This is a genomic window from Actinoplanes sp. GCM10030250, from assembly GCF_042666575.1.
Lineage (GTDB): Bacteria > Actinomycetota > Actinomycetes > Mycobacteriales > Micromonosporaceae > Actinoplanes.
Window position 1 is genome coordinate 89,731 of sequence record NZ_JBHTDO010000028.1, and the last position, 15,026, is coordinate 104,756.

The following is a 15,026-nucleotide window of genomic DNA, read 5'->3' on the forward strand; positions in this document are numbered from 1 at the left end:
CCGGGCAGACGTCATGGCCGGGCAGACGTCATGGCCGGGCAGACGTCATGGCCGGCCCGTCAGGGCCGGCCATGGGTGATCGGGATCAGCAGCAACCCGAGCGGTAGCTGAGGGGGTGCTGGGTGCAGTTCTGCGTCTCCATGGCGTAGCAGCGCCACTGGCCGCTGACGTACCGGGAGTAGTAGTAGTAACAGAACGGGCCGCCGCACCCCTTGTAGGCGTACTGGCAGTTCGAGCAGGCGGACGCCTTGGCCTTCGGCAGGATGGCGGTCAGCATCCGGTCGCCCATGCGGGCGATCGTCTTCGTCATGACGGTCCTCTCTTCGAACTCATCGGACTCGATATCCGCAGCGTGCCGGGGACGGCTTACGAACCGCTAACGACGTGCTACCGGTCGCCCGCCGAGGATCTCGTCGAGCAGCCGGGCGATCCGCGGGCCGGGCGTGACGCCGAGGCCGCGGATCAGGGTCCGGGACAGGCGGTGGTGCACGGCCACGGCCGCGGCGACATCACCGCGGTTGCGGTGCGCCACCATCAGGTGTTCCCAGGCGCGTTCCCGGTACGGCGCCCGGCGCACCATGGCCTCCATGGCGTCGATGACGGAGTGATGCTCGCCGAGCAGCAGTTCCGCCTCGGCCAGGTCCTCCATGGCGCGCCAGCGACGCTCGTCGAGCGCGTCGGCCATCCGGGTCATCCACGACGAACGGATGTCGGAGCAGGCGGACGGTCCCCGCCACACGCCGAGCGCGGCGGTCAGCAGCGCGGCCCGATGGGCGGCCTGTCCGGGCAGCCGGGTCTCGTGGGCCTGCCGGACGAGGTCGCCGAATCGGGCGAGGTCGGTGTCGGCCCGGTGCCGGCACAGCACGTACCCCGGAGGTTTGGTCTGAATGGTGTGCCCGGCCTCCGGGCCGCCGAGCCGGATCATGCTCTGCCGCAGCGCGCAGACGTGACCCTGCAGTTTGGTGGTCGCCGTCATCGGCGGGCGGTCGTCCCAGATCGCCTCGAGCAACTCCGGGACACTGAGCGTGGTGCCGGCGCTGAGGCCGAGCGCGGCGAGCAGGGCCCGCCGCCCGGGCCCGCCGACCGCCATCGGGCTGCCCGCCACGGTGACCTCGAGCGGTCCGAGCAGGGACACCCTGACCTGGGGCGGCACGGCGGTCATGACGTCGTCCCGGTGACCAGTGCGTCGTCGTACCCGGAGGCCTGTAACCGGAACAGCTGGGCATACCGGCCGTCCGCCGCCATCAGCTCGGTGTGCGTGCCCCGCTCCAGGACGGTGCCGTTCTGCAGGATCACTATCAGGTCGGCGTCGCGGACCGTGTTGAGGCGGTGCGAGATGAGCAGGCTGGTGCGGTCCTGCCGCAGTGACGACAGCCGGCGGTGGATCTCGTGTTCGGCCTCCACGTCGAGGCCTGACGACGGCTCGTCCAGGATCAGCAGGTCGGTACTGTCCCGCAGGCACGCGCGGGCCAGTGCCAGGCGCTGCCACTGCCCGCCGGAGAGCACGACGCCGGGGGAGCCGGACGTCTCGTCGTGGAAGGAGCGGGTCAGCAGCGTGCCGTAGCCGCGGGGGAGGTCACGCAGGGCGGTGTCCATACCGGCGTCCGCGGCCGCACGCGCGATCCGGCCGGAGTCGTCCACGGCGCTGACGTCACCCACGGCGATGTTGTCGTGTGCCGAGAGCTCGTAGGCCATGAAGTCCTGGAACGTCGCCGCGAGCCGGGCCCGAAGTGACACCGGGTCGTAGCCGGTGATGTCGGCACCGTCCCAGCGGATCACGCCCCGGGTCGGCGGGTAGAACCCGCAGATCAGCTTGACCAGTGTCGACTTGCCCGCGCCGTTGTCGCCGACCAGCGCCAGGGACGTGCCGTGCGGGATGCGCAGCGTCACGCCTTTGAGGACCCAGTCGTGCTCCGGTGCGTAGCGGAACCAGACGTCGTCGAGTTCCAGGCCTTCGCGCAGCGGCGGCGCCGCCGGCAGCGGCTTCGCCCGCCCGGGCCGGATCACCGCGGTCACCTCCACGTAGTGGGCGAACATCAGCAGCGTCTCGCCGGCCGAGGCGATCTGCTGGACCAGGCCGGAGACCGACATCTGTACGGCTGCCAGCGCCGCGATCACCACGATGAGGTCGGCGACTGTCCCGTGGCCGTCGAAGACCTGGCGTACGAACACGGCCAGCGCGATCAGCGAGACCACACCGGTCAGCACTGCGAGCGAACCATCGACCCACAGGGCCAGCCGGTCCTGCCGGCGTTCCCCTTTCTGGGCCGCGCGGAGTTCGCGCATCATCCGGGTCCGGAAGAAGTCACCGAGGCCGAACAGCCGGATCTCCTTGGCGGCGCGCATGTCGAGCAGCAGCGCCGCGTAGAACGCCTGGCGGCGCAGCATCGGTGCGGTCGTCATCATCATCTCGCCGCGCAGGCGGGCCAGCCGGATCTGCGCCACCAGGGTGGGCACGGCGGCCAGGAACACCAGCGCGGCGACCGGGCCCGACCACAGCAGCAGCGTGACGGCGAACGTGCTGATGGTGATCAGTTCCTGGCCGACGCCGATCAGCATGGTGCTGAGCTGGGCCGGCGCGTACCGGCTCGCCTCGCCGGCGAGCCGGAGCCGGTCGTGGAACGTGCTGTCCTCGAGTTCGGCGAGCCCCGGGCGCAGGGACACCGCGGTGAACAGTTCGACCTGGGTCCGCGCGATCACCCGCCGGTCGATCTCCCGTTGCAGGTACTGCGAGAGGTGCGACACCACCGGCGACAGGATCCCCAGCACGCCGAAGCCGATCACGCCGGTGACGATCTCCGTGCTGTCGCGGTCGCTGAGGCCACCGATGATGGCCCTGGTGAACCAGGCGGCCGCGACCGGCGCCAGGCCGCCCTCGATCATCACGAACACGCTGCTCACGGCCGCCCACGGTGCCGCTCCCACGTAGATCCCGAACGCTCGCCGGATCAGCGTCGCGGAACGGCGGAGGCCGGGGAGGCGGCTCGGCGGGCTCGTCTTCCGCCCCGAACTCATCTTCCGCCCAGAACCTCGTCGAGGTCGTGCCCGTTGGCCACCAGCACGCCGTCCTCACCGAACACCAGCACCGTCGGTGTGGAGGTGACCCGGAACGCCCCCGCCACCTCGCCGAAGTTGTTCTCGACGATGAGCGGCCCGGCCTTGCGCAGCAACGGCGAGAGTTGCTCGTCCTCTCCCTCGGCGACACCCAGGACACTGACCACCGTGAAGCCACGGCCGGCGATGTCGTCGGCCATCTCGGCCAGGCGTTCGGCCTGCGCCGGGCAGTGCCGGCAGCCGGCGGAGAAGAACGTGACCAGGGACCGTTTGCCGGCCAGATCGGCGCCGGTGAGCTCGCCGTCCGGCGAGGCGAAGGCGGGAAGCCGTTCACCGGGGGTCATTCCGGTGTCCGGGGGAGTGTTCATCTCGACGATCTGTTTCTCGGTGTCCCGCAGCCGCCGGATCACCGCCCCGGTCAGGACCAGGTCGACGAGGACCAGGGCGGTCAGGATGGCGACCGCAACGGATAGAAAGGCCATGGTGAATCCTCTTTCGCCGATTGTTTGGTTTCGTCGCGTCGCCGTCAGGTGGAGGTCGTTCCCCGGAAGAGCCAGATGAGATCGTCGAGCCAGACCAGTGCCGCCGCCCCGGCGAGCGCAACCACCGAGGCGATCAGCGCCTGTTGCGCGCCGAGGGCGGTGAGCGGTGCCGAGGGGGAGACGAGGGCGCATCCGGCAGCTGCGGCGGCGACGGCGCACAGGCTTCCGGCGCGCATGACGTGGCGCCATGCGACGGGTGTGCTCGACGCTCCGAAGCAGTGGCATCCGGCGCGCGAACCGCGACGGACGCCGGCGGTGAGCGCGATGGTGAAGCACGCGAAGAGCACGGACGCCGCGGCCAGTCCTGGTGCGGCAGCGGCGGGCCATGCCAGGGCGGTGAGGACGGCGAACTCGGCCGCGATGCAGAGGGCTGCCCCCGGCCGGGCCCATCGTGCGGGCAGCCGCCCGAACTCGGCGACGGCGCCGGCGAAGCCGTCGTAGGCAACGCGGCTGCGCACCTTCGTCATCAGGGAAACGGCGACCACGCCAATGATCAAAAATGTGGTGGCGGCAATGAATACCCGCATAGGTCCCCCGTGACCGCGGAGTGAATTTCGGCCGTGTCAACGGTACGTAAACTACGAGTCTGATTGACGCAAGTCAACATCTTCGACCGGTTCGCTTGTGAGCGCTCACACTTTGCGTTGATCGCGTGAAGTGTCCGGTACGTCGGATAAATGAGCAGCAAAGTATGCGGAATGGGCGTGCGTGGCAAGGAGCCGGTGTGTTCGTTCACGCGGATCTTGTGTGGACTATTCGGCTCGCGGTTTACCGGCGCTCCGATACGTCGTAACGGAAACATTTGTGATCGCCGAATGAGGACCGGCAGCCTGAATTCTTTGTTGACATGCGCTGATGCGGTTGCGCCGGGCCGACGCGGGCGGCGCGCACGGGGAGCGCCGGGGTGCCCGTGTCCATCGATGTCCTTGACGTGACGGTGCATCGACGTGCATGTTAACGATCACACCGCTACCCACCCCCACCCCCGTCCCCACCCCAAGGAAGTGATCGCATGCGCCGTCAACTCGCGGTCGCGCTGGCCTTCGTGGTCATGCTGCTGACCGGGTTCGCCGCACCGGCATCCGCCCAGTACATCTCGGTGCGCAACCCCGTCGTCTCCCAGCGCGCCGACACCGCGATCTACAAACACACCGACGGCTATTACTACATGACCGCCTCGGTACCCGATTACAAGCGCGTCGAGCTGCGCCGCGCGACCACCCTTCAGGGCCTGGGCACCGCCGCGACGGCCAACGCCTTCGTCGCGCCGTCCAGCGGCGCCCTCAGCGGCTGGATCTGGGCGCCCGACATCCAGTACATCGACGGCGCCTGGTACATGTACTTCTCCGCCTCGCCCGGCACCGCCCGGTTCGACCAGCGGCTCTATTGGATCCGCAACACCTGCGCGAACCCGATGACCTGCTCGTGGAGCGCGCCGCAGCGGTTCAACACCGGCTGGGAGTCGTTCCAGCTCGACGCGGCGTCGTTCGTCAACCGGGGCGTCCGCTACTTCGTGTGGGCCCAGGACAGCCCGTCGACGAACTTCAACAGCCACATGTACATCGCCCGGATGAGCGGCCCGACCGCCATCACCGGCTCCGCCGTGGAGATCGCGCGGCCCACCGTCAACTGGGAGAAGGAGGGCGTCGCCGGCGTCGTGGAGGGCCCGTCACCGCTGGTGAAGAACGGCCGCGTCTACATCGCCTACTCGGCCTCCGCCACCGACTCCCGCTACAAGCTGGGCCTGCTGTCCTCCTGGGACAACGTCGACCTGCTCAACACCGCCTCCTGGTACAAGCACCCCAACCCGGTCTTCCAGACCGCCAACGGCGTCTACGGCCCCGGCCACGGCAGCTTCACCGTCGCCGAGGACAACACCACCGACATGCTCGTCTACCACGCCCGCGACTACGCCACCCCCACCCCGGACGCCCTGACCGACCCGAACCGGCACACCCGCATGCAGCAGCTGCTCTGGCGCGAGAACGGCGACCCGTTCTTCGGCCAGCCCATCCCCAGCACCGTCACCAACCCCGGCATCCGGGGCCAGCACAGCAACCGCTGCATCGACAACTACAACCGCGACACCACACCGGGCGCCCTGGTCCGCCTCTACGACTGCAACGGCGGCACCGCCCAGCAATGGGAGCTGAACTACAAGGCACCCACCCACTACGAGATCCGCAACCGCAACACCGGCACCTGCCTGAACAACCTCGGCGGCACCGCGCTGAACGCCGACGTCGGCCTCAACCCCTGCAACGGCTCCACCGCCCAGCAGTGGACCGTCCAGGACCGCGGCAACGGCTGGCTCTCCCTGCGCAACATCGCCGGCAACATGTGCCTGGACAACTACGAGTGGAACGCCGCCAACGGCGCCCGCCTGTCCCTCTACACCTGCAACGGCACGGCCGCCCAGCTGTGGCGGCAGGGCTGACCTGTAGCAACCACTGATCGGGGCGACGGCATTGCCGTCGCCCCGACGCGTTTCCGCCCCGCCCCGCCGCCGCCCCGCCGCACCCTGCCGCATTCGCCGCACCGCCGGGCCGGGTGACGTTGGTCCGCGCCGGACGGGCCGAAGGTCCCGCCGGCTGGGCCCGTCCAGCACTGGGACCGTGATCCGTGCCCCGCTTACGGTCGTGATCAAGAGATCTCAGCCGCTTGCCGCTTCGGGATCGCCGGTTCGACGCGAGGAAGTGATCCCCGATGGAAAAGATCAGGTGGTGCGCGGTGCCCCTGGGGGTGGCCGGTGTCCTGGCCGCCGCGCCGCAACCGGCGTACGCGCACGAGAAGTGGTTCGTACCGGGCCCCGAGGCGTACCCCACCGACTGGGCCTTCGCGTTGCGCCCGATCACTCTCGCCCTCATCCTCGCGGTCGTGGCCGCCACCGTCGTCTGGCGCGTGGTCGCCGTACGGTTCCTGCCCACGCCCGAACTGCCGTTCCTGGCCCGAGTGGGCGACCTCGTACCGTACGTACCGCGGTTGCTCGCCATCCACCTGGGCATCTCGCTTCTGGCGGCATCCGTGTCCGGTCATTTCCTCACCCATGACCTCGACGTCTCCCACCTCGGGGTCGGTCCGGTCGTACTCCTGATCGAGGGCGCCCTCGGCGTCTGGTTCATCACCGGCATCCGCCTGCAGGCGGCCGCCATCCTGCTGACCCTGGTCGGCCCCCTGGCCATGCTGGTCACCGGCCCGACCGGCCTGCTCTCCGCGATGGACCTGCTCGGTGTCGCCGTGTTCCTGGCCTTCGTGCCCCCGTCCGACGGCACCTTCGGCCGGGTCCAGCCGACCGGGACGGCGCTGCGTCGCGGCCTGCTGGCCCTGCGCCTGGGCACGGGCGGGGCGCTGATCACCCTGGCCTTCGCCGAGAAACTCGCCAACCCCGCGCTGGCCCGCGAGACGATCCGGCTGTTCCCCGAACTCGACGTGTTCCGGCTGGCCGGCATCCACCTGCCGGCCGACACGTTCATCGGCGTCGCCGGCGCCACCGAGCTGCTGTTCGGGCTGCTGGTCATCTCCGGAGCCCTGCCCCAGGTCGCGGTCCTCGTCGCCGGTATCCCGTTCAACGCGACGCTGCTGCTCTTCGGCCAGACCGAACTGCTCGGCCACCTGCCCGTCTACGGCGTCTTCCTCACCCTGCTCGTGTACGGCTCCAACAAGCGCACCGCGGAACTCGTCCGGTGGCTGCCCACGCCGCGCAGAGGCTCCGAACGACAAGCAGTCCTGGTGAACGGCTCGCAAGTGGGGTGATCAGGTCAGCGGTGTCGTGGGTCATCACGCGACCGTCACGCGCCTGGCGTTCAATCCTGCGCGGATCCGCCCCATCCTGAACAACGACCGCCATCGATCGACGGCCTCCGTCAATCCGCGCCGCTCGCTTCGATCGTCCGTTTGAGCGCGGCGAGCTGTCCACCGTCGGTCCGGCGGATCGCGGTGCGCAGCAGGCCGGCGAGCGGGCGCCAGATGCCCGCGACGCGGCAGTCGGCGGTCAGGGTGACCTTCGTCCGGTCGCCGTCGGGCGCGCAGGTGTAGGTGTACGCGGCGGACACGCCGCCCTGGGCAGAGTGCACGACAACCGTGCGGCCGGGTTCGACGGTCTCGACCCGGCCCGTGCGGTCCCGGCCGCGGGTGTGGAAGATCAGTTCCTGGCCGTTGACGCGGATGCTCTGCACGCCGGGCATCCAGGCGGTGGCGGCGGGCCAGTCGGTCAGCCGTGCCCACACCTGGGCGGCCGGGCGGTCGATGGTGGCGGTAGCGATGAAGGCAGTGGTCACGCCAGTCAGCGTTGCCGGCCGGGTCGATCCGTGTCTTGGACGGATTTCACATCGGCGGCCATCTCCGGTACGAAACCCGGGGCGGCCTGCTCGGGGGTGTACGCGGCCCGCTGAGCAGTGACGTACGCGGAAGGCGTCACGCCGGTGTGCCGCCGGAAGTCCCGGATGAAATGGCTCTGGTCGAACCAGCCGTACGCGGCAGCGAGAGCGGGCCAGTCCACCGGCGAGTAGACGTCGACCTGCGCGAGCAGCGCCCGCAACCGCAGGATTCGCGACACCAGCCGCGGGCTGAGCCCGACGGTCGCGGTGAACTCCCGGTCGAGGTGCCCGTGCGAGACACCCAACTCGGCCGCGAGCCCGCCGATCGGCCGCACCGGGTCAGCTTCGAGCGCGTGCACGGCCGCCTCGCACCGCAGCAGGGACGGGTCGGCCACGCCGGGCATCAGCGCCTTCTCGACCAGGTCGAGCGTGCCGTCATCGAGCAGCGCGCGCCGCAGAGTCTCCGCCGCCGGCCAGACCTTCAGGAGATCGACGACCTTTCCGCGTACGGTGGCCGGTCGCAGGCCGAAAAGGGCCCCGCACCCGACCGCGGTGGTGACTATCCCGAAGCAGTGGGTCTCACCGAGGGGCTCATTGATCACCGGACGGTCGTGCGGGCCGAGCAGAAAACCCTCGTGGGCCACGAACGCCGGGCCGTCGCCGACCACCAGCCGGATCGGGTCGCCGAGCACGACGACGGCGACGGTGGAGCCGGTGGGGGCGATCCGCTCGCGGCGATAGCCGATCCGGCCGCGGGCGTACCAGATCGACTCCACGAAGCGGGCGAGCCCAGGCGGATGCCGGGTCTGATAGACGAACTCCACGCTCCATCTCAGCACGCCCGTCCAGCTGGATCACCGTGGCCGGCTCCCGGCTCCCGGCTCCCGGCTCCCGGCTCACGACCAGCCGGATCGGGCCGGCCCGCATGCGTTCCGCCAAGGACCCCGACCCTGAAGGGGTGGCAGGCGCACACGGTGAGGTTGTGTGAGAGCTGGTTGTTGCTCCGGCGTGGGTAGAAGCGCACGGTCGGGTTGTGTGCGAGCCGGCTGTCGCTGGGGACGGGGTATGGAAGCGCACGGTCGCGTTGCGTGCGTGCCTACCGTCGCTTGGCCGTCCCTGCCGCCGTCACCTGCTCACCCGCAAACCGACCCCGGGCCCGGGAGCTGATTACGCGACAGCGCATCGACAGGACTGCGACAGCGCATCGTCGCACCGTGAGTGGACCCGGCGGATCCCGCCGCCGGCCCGCTCACGGAGATGGCCATGTCCGATGACATTTTCCCGGCCCGAGCCGCCCGCATCGGCCTCTGGGCGCTGCCCGCCTACGGCGTTCTGCTCGGCCTCAGCACCGTCACCCACCAGCCGCCGGTCAGCGACTTCGACGCCTACGCCCGCTACACCACGACCGGCGTCTTCCTGATCAGCCACCTCGCCGCCAGCATCTTCGGTGCGGCCCTGGCCATCCTCGGCGCCATCGCGGCGACCGTCTTCCTCGTGCGCGGGCGCGCCGCTCGCACGGCCGTGGCGGGCCTGGTCCTCACCACTGTCACGAACGTGTTCCTGGCGGCCACGTTCGGCAGCGCCGCCTTCGTACAACCCGGCATCGGCCGCGCGCATCTCAACGGCGCCGGCGGTATGCCGGCCATCAACGCCGACACCGCGTACGGACCGGCGTTCTTCGCCACCGCCCTGACCGCGTCGTTCTTCCTCATCGTGTCCGCGATCGTGCTGGGCACGGCGATCGCCCGGACCAGCAGGCGGCTGCGAGCGCACGGGATCGCGTACGCCACGTTCGTCGCGGTCTTCACGCTGTCGGGCTTCGTCCTGCCGTCCGTTCAGGCACTCGCCGGTTTCGCGCTGGCGGCCGTGGCCACCGCTCTCGCCCTGCGCCTGCCCGGCACGACCCGACCGGACACGCCCATCACGACGCGGCGGCTGAGCCGGGCGCGCCGCACACCGCTCGACTCCCTGCCGTCATGACCTGAGGACAAAGCCATGATCGAGATCAAGAACCTGACCAAGACGTACGGTGACACGACCGCTGTCGACAATCTGAGCGTGACCGTACGACCGGGTGTGGTGACGGGGTTCCTCGGCCCGAACGGGGCCGGCAAGTCCACCACCATGCGGGTGATCCTCGGCCTGGATCACCCGGCCCGCGGCGAGGTGCTCGTCAACGGGCGCCGCTACGCCGACCACACCGCGCCCCTGCGTGAGGTGGGCGCACTGCTGGAGGCCAGGGCGTTCCACCCGGGTCGCAGCGCCTACCACCACCTGCTCGCCCTCGCCGCAACCGGCGGCTTCGGCAAGAAACGGGTCCGGGAGGTCCTCGGCATGGTCGGCCTCGACCAGTTGGCCGGCAAGCGGACCCGCGGCTTCTCGAGGGCATGGGCCAGCGGCTGGGCATCGCGGCCGCGCTGCTCGGCGACCCCGCCGTGGTGATGCTGGACGAGCCGGTCAACGGCCAACCGCACGAAGCGGTGCGCGTCCACCAGGTCCGGATCCATCTCGACGAGGTAGCCGGGCCGCCGCGTGACCACCACAGTCCCCGGTACGCCCGCCGCGTCCAGCGCCCGCCGCAGTTTCGACACCCGGATCTGCAGTGCGTTGGCGGGATGCGCCGGAGGCCGCTCGCCCCACGAGGCGTCGATGAGCGCGCCGGCCGGCACCACCCGGCCGGCGTTGAGCACGAGCAGTGCCAGCACCGTCAGCTCGCCGGCCGCGGGCAGCGCCCGCACCTCACCGTCGTGGAACAACTCGAAGGTGCCGAGGATGCGGAACTCCACGCCGCACCTCCTCGCCCGCCCGGAGGCGCTGTGTCCCGATTCTGTCCAGTTCGGTCGCAGCGCCGCAACGCTCTGATCGGCCAGGGTTGTAACCTGTGGTCGTCAAGAACTGCCCGGCGGGCCACCAAGGACCTGGCTGTCTTCGGTGACGCGGATGCGCTTTTGTGGTTCACCGGACCCACGCCGGGTCGCCGGTCAGTTCCACGTTGAGCCACAGGTCGTACGGGAGCACCGCCGAGAGTCGTTCCAGCAGGTCGTGGCGGACCCGGTCGGCGTCGGCGACCCGCCAGCGTTCGCCGGCGACCACGAAGTCCACCTCGACGTACAGCTTCGGGCCGACCTTGCCCAGGCGCAATACCGGCTCGGTGAGCCCGTACTTCTCGCAGACGCCGGTCAGCGCGCGGCGCACCGGCTCGTGGATGCGCTCGTCCGGGGCGCCTTCGAGGAGTTCGGTCAGCGTGTTCCGGATCATTCGTACCGGAGCGGGTGCCAGTGCGGCCGAGGCGAGGAGGACGAGCACCGGGTCGGCGAACCGGCCCCACTGCGCGTACCCGGTCCGGTTCATCAGCAGCACCAGGCCGAACGCGACGACCATGCCGATGCTGAGCCCGGCGCTGAGCAGCCACGTCTGGGCCTCGGCGGCGAGCAGCTCGGAGCGCCTGCCTCGCGGTCGCAGCCACGCCCATCCGGCGCCGGCCGCGAGCAGCGACAGGATTCCGTACCAGAGGGCTGAGGAGGGGACGACGTCACTGCCGCCGCCGGCGATGGTCAGGGCGGCGTCGACGGAACCATAGCCGCAGGTGGCCAGTAGGGCGACGCCCTGGAGGGCGATGACCAGCGGGCTGAGAGCCTCTCTACCGTACGGGTAATGCGCGGTCGGACCGCCGGCGATCAGCCGTGAGGCGTGCAGCGCCAGTCCGGTCAGGCCGATGCCGACCACCGCGTAGACGCCGTCGAACAGCACGATCTGGGACCCGGACAGCACACCCCAGACGACGCCGACAACAGCGAGCAGGGTGGTCGCGGCCATCGAGACGCGCAGCGCGCTTCGCTCGGCGGCCGGGCTGATCTGCGTACGCGATGAAGTTGGATCGTTGGACTTTCGCTTTTGCGCATCGTCCTCGGCGCCGGAGGGTGGAGGCGGCAAGCCGTTCCCCATCGGTCCTCCTTCGACGGCGCCGAGCCCTGAACGTTAGGCGCCCGGGGCCTGTCGCCGCGTCATCCCGCGGGGATGACAGTCAGGACTTAAATATTGTCAGAGATCGATGTATGGTGGGAGCGCTCCCACTGGTGTCCTCCACTCTGCCCGAGGTGAAGACCATGTCGCGACGGCGTTGTCGGCCGGCCACCATGCTGGCCGGTCTGCTCGTTCTGATCCTGTCCGCGCTCCTGTCGACCTCGGTGCCGGCGGCCGGCACCCCCGCGGCCGGCACATCCCGCAGCCGTGCGGTGCCACTCGCCGACCTGACAGTGGTCTCCGAACAGGTGGCCTTCGGCCTGCGGCGACCGATCGCGATCACCGGCCTGCCGGACGGGCGGATGCTGATCGCGGAGAAGGACGGCACCGTCCGCGCCTACCACCCCGACACCGGCCTGGCGGCCGAGCCGGTACTCGACCTGACCGCGCGGATCGACACCTCGGACAACGAGCGCGGCCTGCTAGGCATCACGCCCGCGCCGAACTTCGCGCGCACCGGGATGCTCTACGTGGCCTACACGAGCCTGCCGGCCGGCGAGCTCACCCTGGCGCGGCTGCCCATCGGCGCACCCGAGCGACTGCAGGTGCTGCTCACCCAGGAGCACGCCGAGTGGGGTAACCACAACGGCGGGCAGGTGGCGTTCGGCCGCGACGGCTACCTCTACTGGTCCACCGGCGACGGCGGCCACGCGAACGATCCGTACAAGTCCGGCCAGGACCTCGGCACCCTGCTCGGCAAGATCGTCCGGATCGACGTCAACCGCGCCTGCGGGGCGAAACCCTACTGCGTGCCCTCCGGCAACCCGTTCGTCCGCAAGCCGGGCGCGCGGCCGGAGATCTGGCTCTACGGACTGCGCAACCCGTGGCGGTTCTCCATCGACATCGACAACTCGCTGTGGATCGGTGACGTCGGCCAGGGCCTGGTCGAGGAGATCAACCACATCCGCCCCTGGCAGGGCGGGGCGAACCTCGGCTGGTCCTGCCGCGAGGGCACTCCGGTCTTCGACCCGGAGCAATGCAAACCGGGCGTTCGGTACGTCGACCCGGTCTTCGAGTACGAACACTTCCTCACCGAGAGCTGCTCGGTGATCGGTGGCGTGGTGTACCGAGGATCCCGGACACCCGAGGCGTGGGGGACCTACATCGCGAGCGACTACTGCGCGCCCCGCGTGTACGCCGTGCGGCCCCAGGGCGACGGCAGCTACGAGACCGCCGTCATCGGCAACTTCCCCACCCAGCCGACAGCGATCGGCACCGACGTGCACGGTGAGCTGTATGTGCTCAGCGACCTACCGGGCTATCTGAGCCGGGTGCGGTTCGAGCGGGTCCAGCCGGTTCCCAGCGGCAGCGCGGCGAACCGCTGAACCCTAGGGCGTGGTTCACAAGGGATGGCCGGGCTGCGGAGAGGCCCAGCCGCCGCCTGGCCGCACACCCAGACGACACCTGGACCTCGCCTCCTCCGACCCCCCTTGTGAACCACGCCCTAGCCGTGGTCGGCGGCGAAGGCGGCGATCCAGGCCAGCGGCGCGTTCCAGTTGATCGCCAGCTCGTTCGTCGACCAGGACTGGATGTCGTCGACGTAGCAGAACTGGCCTGCCCGCCCGGTCAGCCGGGCCTGCGCCACCTCGTCCTGCAGGCCCGAGTTCGGCCCGCCGGCCAGGGTTCCGTCCGGCGGGTGCGGCAGGCTGGGGTCGAGCTGGTGGGCGTACCACCGGCTGTGCTGGTTCTTGGCGTAGTCGGTGCCGTAGCCGGTCACGTAGGACAGGTTCAGCGCGTTGCGGCCGAGGATGTAGTCCAGGCCCTCCAGGACGCCGTCCCGATAGCGGGTCTCGCCGGTCAGGTCGTACGCCACGGCCAGCACCACCAGGTTGTTCAGCACCATGCTGTTGGAGCCCCAGTCCCACTGGTTGCCCGGCGGGGCGTACGCCAAGGCGTACGGGTGGGCCTGCTGGATGGCGAGGTACCTGTCCGCGCCGGCGACCACCGAGGCGCGCACGCCGGCGAGACCGGGCAACTCGCCGGGGGCCAGGGCCAGGTCCAGGCGGGCGGCGGCTGCGGTGGCCGCCCAGTCGAACGCGTACGGTCCGAAGACGTCCGCGGTGTGCAAAGGTGACGCCAGCACCGCGTCGGCGTACATCTGCTCGCCGGTGGTCAGCAGCAGCTCGGCCGCCGCCCAGTAGAACTCGTCGCGCACGTCGTCGTCGTTGTACGGGCCGCCGCCCACGGCGTCCTCGACCGGCGCGTACCGGATCGGGCTGGCCCCGGCCGCCGCATAGGCGGTCCGCGCGGCAGCCAGCAGGCGGTCGGCGTAGTCCGCGTCGTACCTGCGGTAGATCCGCGCGCCCTGGGCCGCCACGGCGGCCAGGTTCAGCGTGGCCGCGGTGGACACCGGCCGCAGGTGGCGCGGTTGTCGGTTGAGGTGCGGCAGGGTCGGCAGGCCGGTCCACCCCTGGTCGTGCATCTTGTGGTGCACCAGGCCGCTCGGCGCCTGCATGCGGAGCAGGAAGTCCAGCTCCCAGCGCACCTCGTTGAGCAGGTCGGGAATCCCGTTGCCGCTCTCCGGCAGGGCGAGCGCCAGCTCGTCGAGGCCGCGCCGGTGCTCGAAGGCGTGCAGGAGCTGCCACACCGTGATTCCGCCGTTGACCACGTACTTGCCCTGGTCGCCGGCGTCGTACCAGCCGCCACGCACGTCCAGCCGGTAGTCACCGGCGCCCGGGCCGCAGGGGACGTCACTGTCGCTGAGATGCCCGGCCGGGCGGCCGTAGCCGGGCCGCAGGTCCTCGCGGATCTCGATGCCACTGCGCTGGCAGTAGAAGAACTTCAGCGCGTCGGCGCGCAGCGGGGCATAGAGGTCCGCGTCGATGGCGAATGGTCGGCTGATCGCGCCGTCCGCGGTCAGCGTGAAGCCGGGCCCGGTCTGGCGGCACGTGCCGAAGTCGATGGTGTGCACGTTCTGCCGGGAGGAGATGTCGGTGCCGCACGGGTGGGTGGTGCCGGTCGCGACGACCCGGCCCGCGCCGTCGGCGAGCTGCCACGGCAGCGCCTCGGTGGCTTCGGTGACCAGGGTGGCCCGCTTCGGCCCGGACGGTAGGTAACCCACCTGATTGACCGCGACGCTGGACATGCTTGG

13 protein-coding genes and 2 pseudogenes are annotated in these 15,026 nt (G+C 70.3%); 5 read left to right on the top strand and 10 right to left on the bottom strand.

Features of this window, described 5'->3' with window-relative positions; all coding sequences use genetic code 11:
- Nucleotides 1-85 precede the first annotated feature (85 nt).
- The 5 genes from ACFQV6_RS30435 to ACFQV6_RS30455 all read right to left on the bottom strand — a co-directional run bounded on the left by ACFQV6_RS30435 (nt 86) and on the right by ACFQV6_RS30455 (nt 4,123).
- Nucleotides 86-310 carry a hypothetical protein gene (locus tag ACFQV6_RS30435; protein WP_378031064.1) on the bottom strand — a complete coding sequence of 75 codons (225 nt, stop codon included), beginning with the start codon at nt 308-310 and terminating at the stop codon, nt 86-88.
- A gap of 66 nt (nt 311-376) precedes the next feature.
- Complete coding sequence (locus ACFQV6_RS30440; protein WP_378031065.1) at nt 377-1,162, bottom strand: BTAD domain-containing putative transcriptional regulator; 786 nt, start codon at nt 1,160-1,162, stop codon at nt 377-379.
- The gene (locus ACFQV6_RS30445) at nt 1,159-2,901 is read right to left on the bottom strand and encodes an ABC transporter ATP-binding protein (protein ID WP_378031066.1); all 1,743 of its coding nucleotides are present in this window, start codon (nt 2,899-2,901) and stop codon (nt 1,159-1,161) included. Before ACFQV6_RS30445 ends, ACFQV6_RS30440 begins: the two co-directional genes overlap by 4 nt.
- Before the next feature lie 110 nt (nt 2,902-3,011).
- On the bottom strand, nt 3,012-3,536 hold the full coding sequence (locus tag ACFQV6_RS30450; protein ID WP_378031067.1) for a peroxiredoxin family protein: 525 nt from the start codon (nt 3,534-3,536) through the stop codon (nt 3,012-3,014).
- Nucleotides 3,537-3,580: 44 nt separating this feature from the next.
- Nucleotides 3,581-4,123 carry a MauE/DoxX family redox-associated membrane protein gene (locus tag ACFQV6_RS30455; protein WP_378031068.1) on the bottom strand — a complete coding sequence of 181 codons (543 nt, stop codon included), beginning with the start codon at nt 4,121-4,123 and terminating at the stop codon, nt 3,581-3,583.
- A 485-nt stretch (nt 4,124-4,608) separates the two neighbouring features.
- Here ACFQV6_RS30455 and ACFQV6_RS30460 point away from each other — a divergent pair, with 485 nt between their 5' ends.
- Entirely contained in the window at nt 4,609-6,033 is a 1,425-nt protein-coding gene (locus ACFQV6_RS30460; protein WP_378031069.1) for a family 43 glycosylhydrolase, read from the top strand.
- Nucleotides 6,034-6,302: 269 nt separating this feature from the next.
- Nucleotides 6,303-7,349, top strand: coding sequence for a hypothetical protein (locus ACFQV6_RS30465; protein ID WP_378031070.1), 1,047 nt, complete (start codon nt 6,303-6,305; stop codon nt 7,347-7,349).
- Between the two features lie 110 nt (nt 7,350-7,459).
- Here ACFQV6_RS30465 and ACFQV6_RS30470 read toward each other — a convergent pair whose 3' ends face one another.
- On the bottom strand, nt 7,460-7,873 hold the full coding sequence (locus ACFQV6_RS30470; protein WP_378031071.1) for an SRPBCC family protein: 414 nt from the start codon (nt 7,871-7,873) through the stop codon (nt 7,460-7,462).
- 5 nt (nt 7,874-7,878) lie between these two features.
- Nucleotides 7,879-8,751 (bottom strand): helix-turn-helix domain-containing protein, encoded by an 873-nt coding sequence (locus ACFQV6_RS30475; RefSeq protein WP_378031072.1) that lies wholly within the window; start codon nt 8,749-8,751, stop codon nt 7,879-7,881.
- Between the two features lie 424 nt (nt 8,752-9,175).
- Between ACFQV6_RS30475 and ACFQV6_RS30480 the strand changes: the two genes are divergently transcribed.
- Both ACFQV6_RS30480 and ACFQV6_RS30485 read left to right on the top strand, forming a co-directional pair.
- Nucleotides 9,176-9,892 carry a hypothetical protein gene (locus ACFQV6_RS30480; RefSeq protein WP_378031073.1) on the top strand — a complete coding sequence of 239 codons (717 nt, stop codon included), beginning with the start codon at nt 9,176-9,178 and terminating at the stop codon, nt 9,890-9,892.
- Between the two features lie 15 nt (nt 9,893-9,907).
- Nucleotides 9,908-10,395: pseudogene (locus ACFQV6_RS30485) on the top strand (ATP-binding cassette domain-containing protein); the annotation flags it as partial.
- Nucleotides 10,396-10,485: 90 nt separating this feature from the next.
- Here ACFQV6_RS30485 and ACFQV6_RS30490 read toward each other — a convergent pair.
- Together ACFQV6_RS30490 and ACFQV6_RS30495 are read right to left on the bottom strand one after the other, a co-directional pair.
- Nucleotides 10,486-10,698 (bottom strand): annotated as a pseudogene (locus ACFQV6_RS30490) (winged helix-turn-helix domain-containing protein); the annotation flags it as partial.
- A gap of 169 nt (nt 10,699-10,867) precedes the next feature.
- The gene (locus ACFQV6_RS30495) at nt 10,868-11,857 is read right to left on the bottom strand and encodes a cation diffusion facilitator family transporter (RefSeq protein WP_378031074.1); all 990 of its coding nucleotides are present in this window, start codon (nt 11,855-11,857) and stop codon (nt 10,868-10,870) included.
- 161 nt (nt 11,858-12,018) lie between these two features.
- On the opposite strand from ACFQV6_RS30495, the gene ACFQV6_RS30500 reads away from it, so the two are divergent.
- Nucleotides 12,019-13,260 carry a PQQ-dependent sugar dehydrogenase gene (locus ACFQV6_RS30500; RefSeq protein ID WP_378031075.1) on the top strand — a complete coding sequence of 414 codons (1,242 nt, stop codon included), beginning with the start codon at nt 12,019-12,021 and terminating at the stop codon, nt 13,258-13,260.
- 119 nt (nt 13,261-13,379) lie between these two features.
- Here the strand turns inward: ACFQV6_RS30500 and ACFQV6_RS30505 are convergent, their stop codons facing one another.
- On the bottom strand, nt 13,380-15,020 hold the full coding sequence (locus ACFQV6_RS30505; RefSeq protein ID WP_378031076.1) for a glycoside hydrolase family 9 protein: 1,641 nt from the start codon (nt 15,018-15,020) through the stop codon (nt 13,380-13,382).
- Between the last annotated feature and the right edge of the window lie 6 nt (nt 15,021-15,026).

Coding starts and splice junctions, on each gene's coding strand:
- ACFQV6_RS30435 (WP_378031064.1), bottom strand. CDS start 310: ATGACGAAGACGATCGCCCGCATGGGCGACCGGATGCTGACCGCCATC.
- ACFQV6_RS30440 (WP_378031065.1), bottom strand. CDS start 1,162: ATGACCGCCGTGCCGCCCCAGGTCAGGGTGTCCCTGCTCGGACCGCTC.
- ACFQV6_RS30450 (WP_378031067.1), bottom strand. CDS start 3,536: ATGGCCTTTCTATCCGTTGCGGTCGCCATCCTGACCGCCCTGGTCCTC.
- ACFQV6_RS30455 (WP_378031068.1), bottom strand. CDS start 4,123: ATGCGGGTATTCATTGCCGCCACCACATTTTTGATCATTGGCGTGGTC.
- ACFQV6_RS30460 (WP_378031069.1), top strand. CDS start 4,609: ATGCGCCGTCAACTCGCGGTCGCGCTGGCCTTCGTGGTCATGCTGCTG.
- ACFQV6_RS30465 (WP_378031070.1), top strand. CDS start 6,303: ATGGAAAAGATCAGGTGGTGCGCGGTGCCCCTGGGGGTGGCCGGTGTC.
- ACFQV6_RS30480 (WP_378031073.1), top strand. CDS start 9,176: ATGTCCGATGACATTTTCCCGGCCCGAGCCGCCCGCATCGGCCTCTGG.
- ACFQV6_RS30495 (WP_378031074.1), bottom strand. CDS start 11,857: ATGGGGAACGGCTTGCCGCCTCCACCCTCCGGCGCCGAGGACGATGCG.
- ACFQV6_RS30500 (WP_378031075.1), top strand. CDS start 12,019: ATGTCGCGACGGCGTTGTCGGCCGGCCACCATGCTGGCCGGTCTGCTC.
- ACFQV6_RS30505 (WP_378031076.1), bottom strand. CDS start 15,020: ATGTCCAGCGTCGCGGTCAATCAGGTGGGTTACCTACCGTCCGGGCCG.